At 60.2% G+C, this 241-nt stretch carries 1 pseudogene; it reads right to left on the bottom strand.

Going from position 1 to position 241, the window contains the following annotated elements:
- Positions 1-20: 20 nt before the first annotated feature.
- A pseudogene (locus tag AF337_RS29655) lies at positions 21-241 on the bottom strand (hypothetical protein); the annotation flags it as partial.

The following is a 241-nucleotide window of genomic DNA, read 5'->3' as shown; positions in this document are numbered from 1 at the left end:
TTCTGCCGCCTCCTCGCGTCCTAGTCGGTGACGGAAGGCGGCAATGAGTTTCCCTCTTCGGCCACGGTGTATTCGACTTCGATCTGGCTGATCTTTGCCGCGCACCATCCGATTGCCTGAACCACGACACGGTATTCCGGATCGCTCAGCGTCGCCAGCGCTAGTTCCTGCGTATAATCCTCATCCAGCCCCTCCCATCCGTGAAGGATGTGTTCGGCGTACAGCGCGCCGAGCTCGGCAT

The sequence above is a fragment of the Rhizobium ecuadorense genome, from assembly GCF_001187535.1.
In the GTDB taxonomy this organism is placed as follows: Bacteria; Pseudomonadota; Alphaproteobacteria; order Rhizobiales; family Rhizobiaceae; genus Rhizobium; species Rhizobium ecuadorense.
The sequence above is the reverse complement of the archived record's forward strand: the minus strand, read 5'-3'. Positions and strand labels throughout refer to the sequence as shown.